Below are 6,075 nucleotides of genomic sequence, written 5' to 3'. Positions count from 1 at the left end.
CTCCGGGCGCGGCGTTCCGGGCGGCGGTGCCGCGGCCGGGGCCGCCCGGCCGCGGCACCGCCGCCCCTTGGCAGGATGGGGGAGTGCGACTGGAACCGATCACCTGGGAGCGGCTCGCCGACGCGCTCGCCGGGCACCTGGCCGGCCTGGCTCCCGCCGACGGGAGCCGCTGGCTGAAGGCCGCCGTCGACGGCGCCCCCGCCGCCCGGCCCGGAGAGCTGGCGGAGGCGGTGGCGCAGGCGCTGCGCCTGCGGGGGCGGGACGTCCTGCCGATCGCCACGTCCGGGTTCCTGCGTCCGGCGTCGCTGCGGTTCGAGTACGGCAGGGAGGACCCCGACACGTACTACGGCGGCTGGTTCGACACCGGCGCGCTGTGGCGGGAGGTGTTCGGGCCGCTGGAACCGGGCGGCGACGGCCGCGTCCTGCCCGACCTGTGGGACCCGGCCGTCGACCGCGCCACACGCAGCCCCCACCGGGAACTCGCGCCCGGCGGCGTCCTGCTGCTGCACGGGCCCTTCCTGCTCGGGCAGTGGTTCCCGTTCGACCTGACCGTGCACCTGCGGCTGTCGCGGGCCGCGCTGGCCCGCCGCACCCCCGAACGCTGGACGCTGCCGGCCTTCGACCGGTACGAGGAGGAGGTCGCCCCGGCGGACGCCGCCGACGTGGTCGTACGCGCCGACGACCCGCGCCGCCCGGCCTGGACCGGCCTGCCCTGACCNCCNCGCCGCCCGCCGGAACGGCCGTCAGNACAGCGGCTCCGGGAGCACCCCCTCCAGCGTCAGCAGCCGCCGCTTCGTCTCCGCCCCGCCGCCGAACCCGCCGAGCCCGCCGCCCGCCTCCACCACGCGGTGGCAGGGCACGACGACCGGCAGCGGATTGGCGCCCATCGCCGCCCCCACGGCCTGCGCGGCGTGGGGCCGGCCCACCCGGGCGGCCAGCTCCCCGTACCCGACGAGCGTCCCGTAGGGGACGCCGGACGCCAGCTCGCGCAGCACCTGCCGGTTGAACCCGCCGGTCAGCGACCAGTCCAGGGGCAGCCGGAACTCCCGGAGCCGGCCCGCGAAGTACGCCTCCAGCATCCGCACCGGCCCGGCGAGGCGCCCGGTCGCCGTCTCCACCGGCTCCGCCGCGAGCCGCGCCGCGAACCGGGCCGGCGCCTCCCGCCGCACCTCCGGGCCCGCGTGGAAGACCACCCCGACCAGCCCGTCCGCGGTGGCCGCCAGCAGCAGCGGCCCGACGCCGCTGTCCACCACCGCCCACTCCACGGTCCGCCCCGTGCCCCGCACCCCGTCGTCCACGTCCCCACGGTACGTGACACCGCCGACACCGCCGCGAGGGGCGGCCGCCCGGCCGAGCGGGCGCACCGGCGGTGGGCTACCCTCCACGGTCGGGTTCGCGGCGGGACGGCGAGGAGCGGGGCGTACGGGTATGCGGGGCACGGTCGACGCGTTCGGCGACGGGCTGGCCGCCCCCCTGGCGGCCTGCCTCGCCGCCTGCCTGGGCGGGGCGCTCGGCCTGCACTGCACGACCAGGTCCCTGCGCACCCCCGGCGCTCCCCGCCCCGGCTGGCTCGCCCTCGCCGCGGCGTCCGTCGGCACCGGCACCTGGGGCGCGCACTTCCTCGCGATGACGGGTTTCCGCGCCGAGGGGGCGCCCGTCCACCACGACCGTCCGGCCGTCCTCGCCGGCCTCGCCGTCGCGGTCCTCATGGCGGGCGCCGGCACCTTCCTGGTGGGGCTGCGCGGCCGGACCGCGATGACCCTGGTCACCGGCGGGGCCATCACCGGCCTCGGCATCGCCACCACGCACTACCTGGGCATGGCCGGCGCCCGCCTCCCCGGCCGCGTCGAGTACCACACCCCCGCCGTCGTCCTCTCCGCGGTGATCGCCGTGGTGGCGGCCACCGCGGCGCTGTGGGCCGCCGCCGGCGTCCGCGGGTTCGCGGCGAACGCCGGGGCGGGCCTCGTCCTGGGCCTCGCGGTCGTCGGCATGCACTACACGGGCACGGCCGCCGTCAGCGTCCACGTCCACCACGACGGCGCCGCCGCGGCGCACGCCCCGGCCGGCGCGCCGGGCACGGCGGGCGCTCCCGGACCCGCGGACGGCGTACCCGGAGCGGCCGGGAGCGGCACTCCGCCGGCGTCGCTCGCCCCGCTCCTCCTGGGACCGGCCGTGTTCCTGCTCCTCGCGGGGGCCGCCGCGCTGCTCGGTCCGGCCCGGACCGGCGGCGACCCGCCCGGCGCCGCACCCCGCCGCCGCGGCGCCGGGGGTTGAGCCGGGGACCGGCCGCGGGGCGACCGGCTGTCACTGCGGAGTCGTACGGTGGACTCATGCGGCCCGTAACCCAGATCGAACGCTCGGTGGCGCCCTTCGAGGTCGTCAGCCCCTACCAGCCCAGCGGCGACCAGCCCACCGCCATCGCCGACCTCGAACGGCGCATCCGCGCAGGCGAGAAGGACGTCGTCCTGCTCGGTGCGACCGGCACCGGCAAGTCGGCGACCACGGCCTGGATGATCGAGCGGCTCCAGCGGCCCACCCTCGTCATGGCGCCGAACAAGACGCTGGCCGCGCAGCTGGCGAACGAGTTCCGCGAACTGCTGCCGAACAACGCCGTCGAGTACTTCGTCTCGTACTACGACTACTACCAGCCCGAGGCGTACGTCCCGCAGTCGGACACCTACATCGAGAAGGACTCCTCGATCAACGAGGAGGTGGAGCGGCTGCGCCACTCCGCGACGAACTCCCTGCTCACCCGGCGGGACGTGGTCGTCGTCGCCTCCGTCTCCTGCATCTACGGCCTGGGCACGCCCCAGGAGTACGTCGACCGGATGGTCTCCCTCAAGGTCGGCGACGAGGTCGACCGGGACGAGCTGCTGCGCCGCTTCGTCGACATCCAGTACACGCGCAACGACCTGGCGTTCACGCGCGGCACGTTCCGGGTGCGCGGCGACACGATCGAGATCTTCCCCGTGTACGAGGAGCTCGCCGTCCGCATCGAGATGTTCGGCGACGAGATCGAGGCCCTGTCCACGCTGCACCCGCTCACCGGCGAGGTCGTCAGCGACGACCGGCAGCTCCACGTCTTCCCCGCCAGCCACTACGTCGCGGGTCCCGAGCGGATGCAGCGGGCCGTCGACGGCATCGAGCGAGAACTGGAGGGGCGCCTCGCCGAACTGGAACGGCAGGGCAAGCTGCTGGAGGCGCAGCGGCTGCGCATGCGCACCACGTACGACATCGAGATGATGCGCCAGATCGGCTCCTGCTCCGGCATCGAGAACTACTCGATGCACTTCGACCAGCGCGAGCCCGGCTCCCCGCCCAACACCCTCCTGGACTACTTCCCCGAGGACTTCCTGCTGGTCATCGACGAGTCCCACGTCACCGTCCCGCAGATCGGCGCGATGTACGAGGGCGACGCCTCCCGCAAGCGGACCCTCGTCGACCACGGTTTCCGGCTGCCGTCCGCGCTGGACAACCGGCCGCTGAAGTGGGAGGAGTTCCAGGAGCGCATCGGCCAGACCGTCTACCTGTCGGCCACGCCCGGACCGTACGAGCTGTCCCGCTCCGACGGGTTCGTCGAGCAGATCATCCGCCCCACGGGCCTGGTCGACCCGGAGATCGTCGTCAAGCCCACCGAGGGCCAGATCGACGACCTCGTCCACGAGATCCGCGTCCGCACCGAGCGCGACGAGCGCGTCCTGGTCACCACGCTCACCAAGAAGATGGCCGAGGACCTCACCGACTACTTCCTGGAGCTGGGCATCCAGGTCCGCTACCTCCACAGCGACGTCGACACGCTGCGCCGGATCGAGCTGCTGCGCGAGCTGCGCGCCGGCGAGTACGACGTCCTGGTCGGCATCAACCTCCTCCGGGAGGGCCTCGACCTGCCCGAGGTGTCCCTCGTCGCCATCCTCGACGCCGACAAGCAGGGCTTCCTGCGCTCCGGGACGTCCCTCATCCAGACCATCGGCCGCGCCGCGCGCAACGTCTCGGGCCAGGTCCACATGTACGCGGACACGGTCACCCCGGCGATGGCGCAGGCCATCGACGAGACCAACCGCCGCCGCGAGAAGCAGGTCGCGTACAACCAGGCCCACGGCATCGACCCGCAGCCGCTCCGCAAGAAGATCAACGACATCGTCGCCACCATCGCACGCGAGGAGGTCGACACCGAGCAACTGCTCGGCACGGGCTACCGCCAGGCGAAGGACGGCAAGGGCGCCAAGGCCCCCGTCCCGTCGCTGGGGAAGGCCGCCGGGGACGGCGCCAAGGGCCCCCGGGGCAGGGCGGCCCGCGCGGGCGCCGTCACCGGCGACCGCCCCGCCGCCGAACTGGCCCGGATCATCGAGGAGATGACGGAGCGGATGCAGGCCGCCGCCGCGGACCTCCAGTTCGAGGTGGCCGCCCGGCTCCGCGACGAGGTGGGCGAACTGAAGAAGGAGCTGCGCCAGATGAAGGAGGCCGGCATCGCCTGACGGGGAGCCCCGGACCGCCGGGGCCCGCCCCCGCCGGTGCGGCCTCCGGCGCGGCGCCCGCTGTGTTGCAACACCGACACAAAGGGGGACCTGCCGCCGTGCCGGCGCCGCACCCCCGCATAGGGTGCTCCCAACCGCACCCCGTACAGGGCGATCGCGGGGAACGCCGAAGAGAGGGGACAGCGCGTGTCGGTCAACTTGACCAAGGGCCAGGCCATCAGCCTGCAGAAGAGCGACGGGGGGGCCCTGTCCGCGGTGCGGATGGGGCTCGGCTGGCAGGCGGCTCCGCGCCGCGGTCTGTTCGGCTCGCGCACCCGGGAGATCGACCTCGACGCGTCGGCGGTGCTGTTCGCCGGCAAGCAGCCCGTGGACGTCGTGTTCTTCCGCCACCTGGTGAGCGACGACGGCTCCGTCCGCCACAGCGGCGACAACCTGGTGGGCGGCGCGGGCCAGGGCGGTGACGACGAGGCGGTCCTCGTGGACCTCCAGCGGGTCCCGGTCCACATCGACCAGATCGTCTTCACCGTCAACTCCTTCACCGGCCAGACGTTCCAGGAGGTGCAGAACGCGTTCTGCCGCCTGGTCGACGAGACGAACGGCCAGGAGCTCGCCCGCTACACCCTGGACGGCGGCGGCCAGTACACCGCGCAGATCATGGCGAAGGTGCACCGCAGCGGCGGGGGCTGGACCATGACGGCCATCGGCGCGCCCTCCGACGGCCGGACGTTCCAGGACCTGATGCCGGCGATCCTGCCGCACCTGTAGCCGTACCCGGCGCACGCACCGCAGCTCCCGGCGGCCCGGCCGCCGGGAGCTGCGGTGCGCCGCCGAAGCGCTCCGGGACACACCACCCAGCCGCAACCACCGAGGGGACGACGACGATGACGGCCGAGCTGGTCCGGGGGCAGAACCACCCGCTGCCCGACGCCCGACTCGAGATCCGGGTGTCGTCCGCGGCCCCGGTGGCGGTGGGGGCCGTACTCCTCGACGCCTCCGGCACCGCCACCGGGGCCGGGCGGGTGGCCCACCCCGGCGCCCCGTCCCTGCCCGGCGTCGAGGTGCCGCGCCGGGCGGCCGCCGAGCACCGGCTCACCGTGGACCCGGAGGCCGTGGCGCCCGACGCGCACCGCGTCGCCGTTTTGCTGGCCCTGCCCGCCGGTCCGGGCGGCCCCGGCCGCTTCGGCGCCGTCGCCGCCCCCGTCGTCGTGGTCGCCGACTCCTCCGGCGCCCGGGTCGCCGCGTACACCCTCACCGGCCTGGACACCGAGTCCGCCGTCGTCGCCCTGGAGCTGTACCGCAGGCAGGGCGCCTGGAAGGTCCGCGCCGTCGGCCAGGGGTACGCGGGCGGCCTCGCCGAGCTCTTCGAGGACCTGGGCGTGCCTGGCGCCGCCGGACTCGCCGCGGCCGTCCAGGACGCCGTGGCGCGCGACGCCGACCGTCCGGCCGCCGCTTCGGCGCCCGGCGCCGCGGGGGGCGACGGGGACCGCCGTACGGTCCCGCCGGCCCCCCAGGACCCGCCGGCGCCCTCCGCGCCCCGGCCGCCGACCGCACCGGCGGCCGCGCCCGGCGGCCGGGTCGACTACACCAGCGNCNNCTGGNC

Annotated in this window: 6 protein-coding genes; 5 read left to right on the top strand and 1 reads right to left on the bottom strand. The window is 75.4% G+C overall.

Features of this window, described 5'->3' with window-relative positions; all coding sequences use genetic code 11:
* Nucleotides 1-83 precede the first annotated feature (83 nt).
* Nucleotides 84-716, top strand: coding sequence for a nucleoside/nucleotide kinase family protein (locus tag MW084_RS06720; protein WP_010474510.1), 633 nt, complete (start codon nucleotides 84-86; stop codon nucleotides 714-716).
* A 32-nt stretch (nucleotides 717-748) separates the two neighbouring features.
* Here MW084_RS06720 and MW084_RS06715 read toward each other — a convergent pair.
* A partial coding sequence (locus tag MW084_RS06715) for a methylated-DNA--[protein]-cysteine S-methyltransferase (RefSeq protein ID WP_275563511.1) occupies nucleotides 749-1,298 on the bottom strand: 550 nt, incomplete at its 3' end.
* 130 nt (nucleotides 1,299-1,428) lie between these two features.
* On the opposite strand from MW084_RS06715, the gene MW084_RS06710 reads away from it, so the two are divergent.
* The 4 genes from MW084_RS06710 to MW084_RS06695 form a co-directional block, all read left to right on the top strand.
* A complete protein-coding gene (locus MW084_RS06710) occupies nucleotides 1,429-2,274 on the top strand; it encodes an MHYT domain-containing protein (RefSeq protein WP_010474506.1) in 846 nt (281 codons plus the stop codon).
* A gap of 56 nt (nucleotides 2,275-2,330) precedes the next feature.
* Nucleotides 2,331-4,475, top strand: coding sequence for an excinuclease ABC subunit UvrB (gene uvrB, locus MW084_RS06705; RefSeq protein WP_010474505.1), 2,145 nt, complete (start codon nucleotides 2,331-2,333; stop codon nucleotides 4,473-4,475).
* A gap of 186 nt (nucleotides 4,476-4,661) precedes the next feature.
* Entirely contained in the window at nucleotides 4,662-5,240 is a 579-nt protein-coding gene (locus MW084_RS06700; protein WP_010474503.1) for a TerD family protein, read from the top strand.
* A 116-nt stretch (nucleotides 5,241-5,356) separates the two neighbouring features.
* A partial coding sequence (locus MW084_RS06695; RefSeq protein ID WP_275563510.1) for a TerD family protein occupies nucleotides 5,357-6,067 on the top strand: 711 nt, incomplete at its 3' end.
* Nucleotides 6,068-6,075 lie beyond the last annotated feature (8 nt).

Origin of the sequence: Streptomyces sudanensis, assembly GCF_023614315.1 — a bacterium.
Classification (GTDB): Bacteria; Actinomycetota; Actinomycetes; order Streptomycetales; family Streptomycetaceae; genus Streptomyces; species Streptomyces sudanensis.
Note: the sequence above shows the minus strand (reverse complement) of the source record. Positions and strands in the feature narration are given on the sequence as shown.

Bases quoted from the DNA above. Each gene is read 5' to 3' on its own strand.
- MW084_RS06710 (WP_010474506.1), top strand. From the start codon at position 1,429: ATGCGGGGCACGGTCGACGCGTTCGGCGACGGGCTGGCCGCCCCCCTG.
- uvrB (WP_010474505.1), top strand. From the start codon at position 2,331: ATGCGGCCCGTAACCCAGATCGAACGCTCGGTGGCGCCCTTCGAGGTC.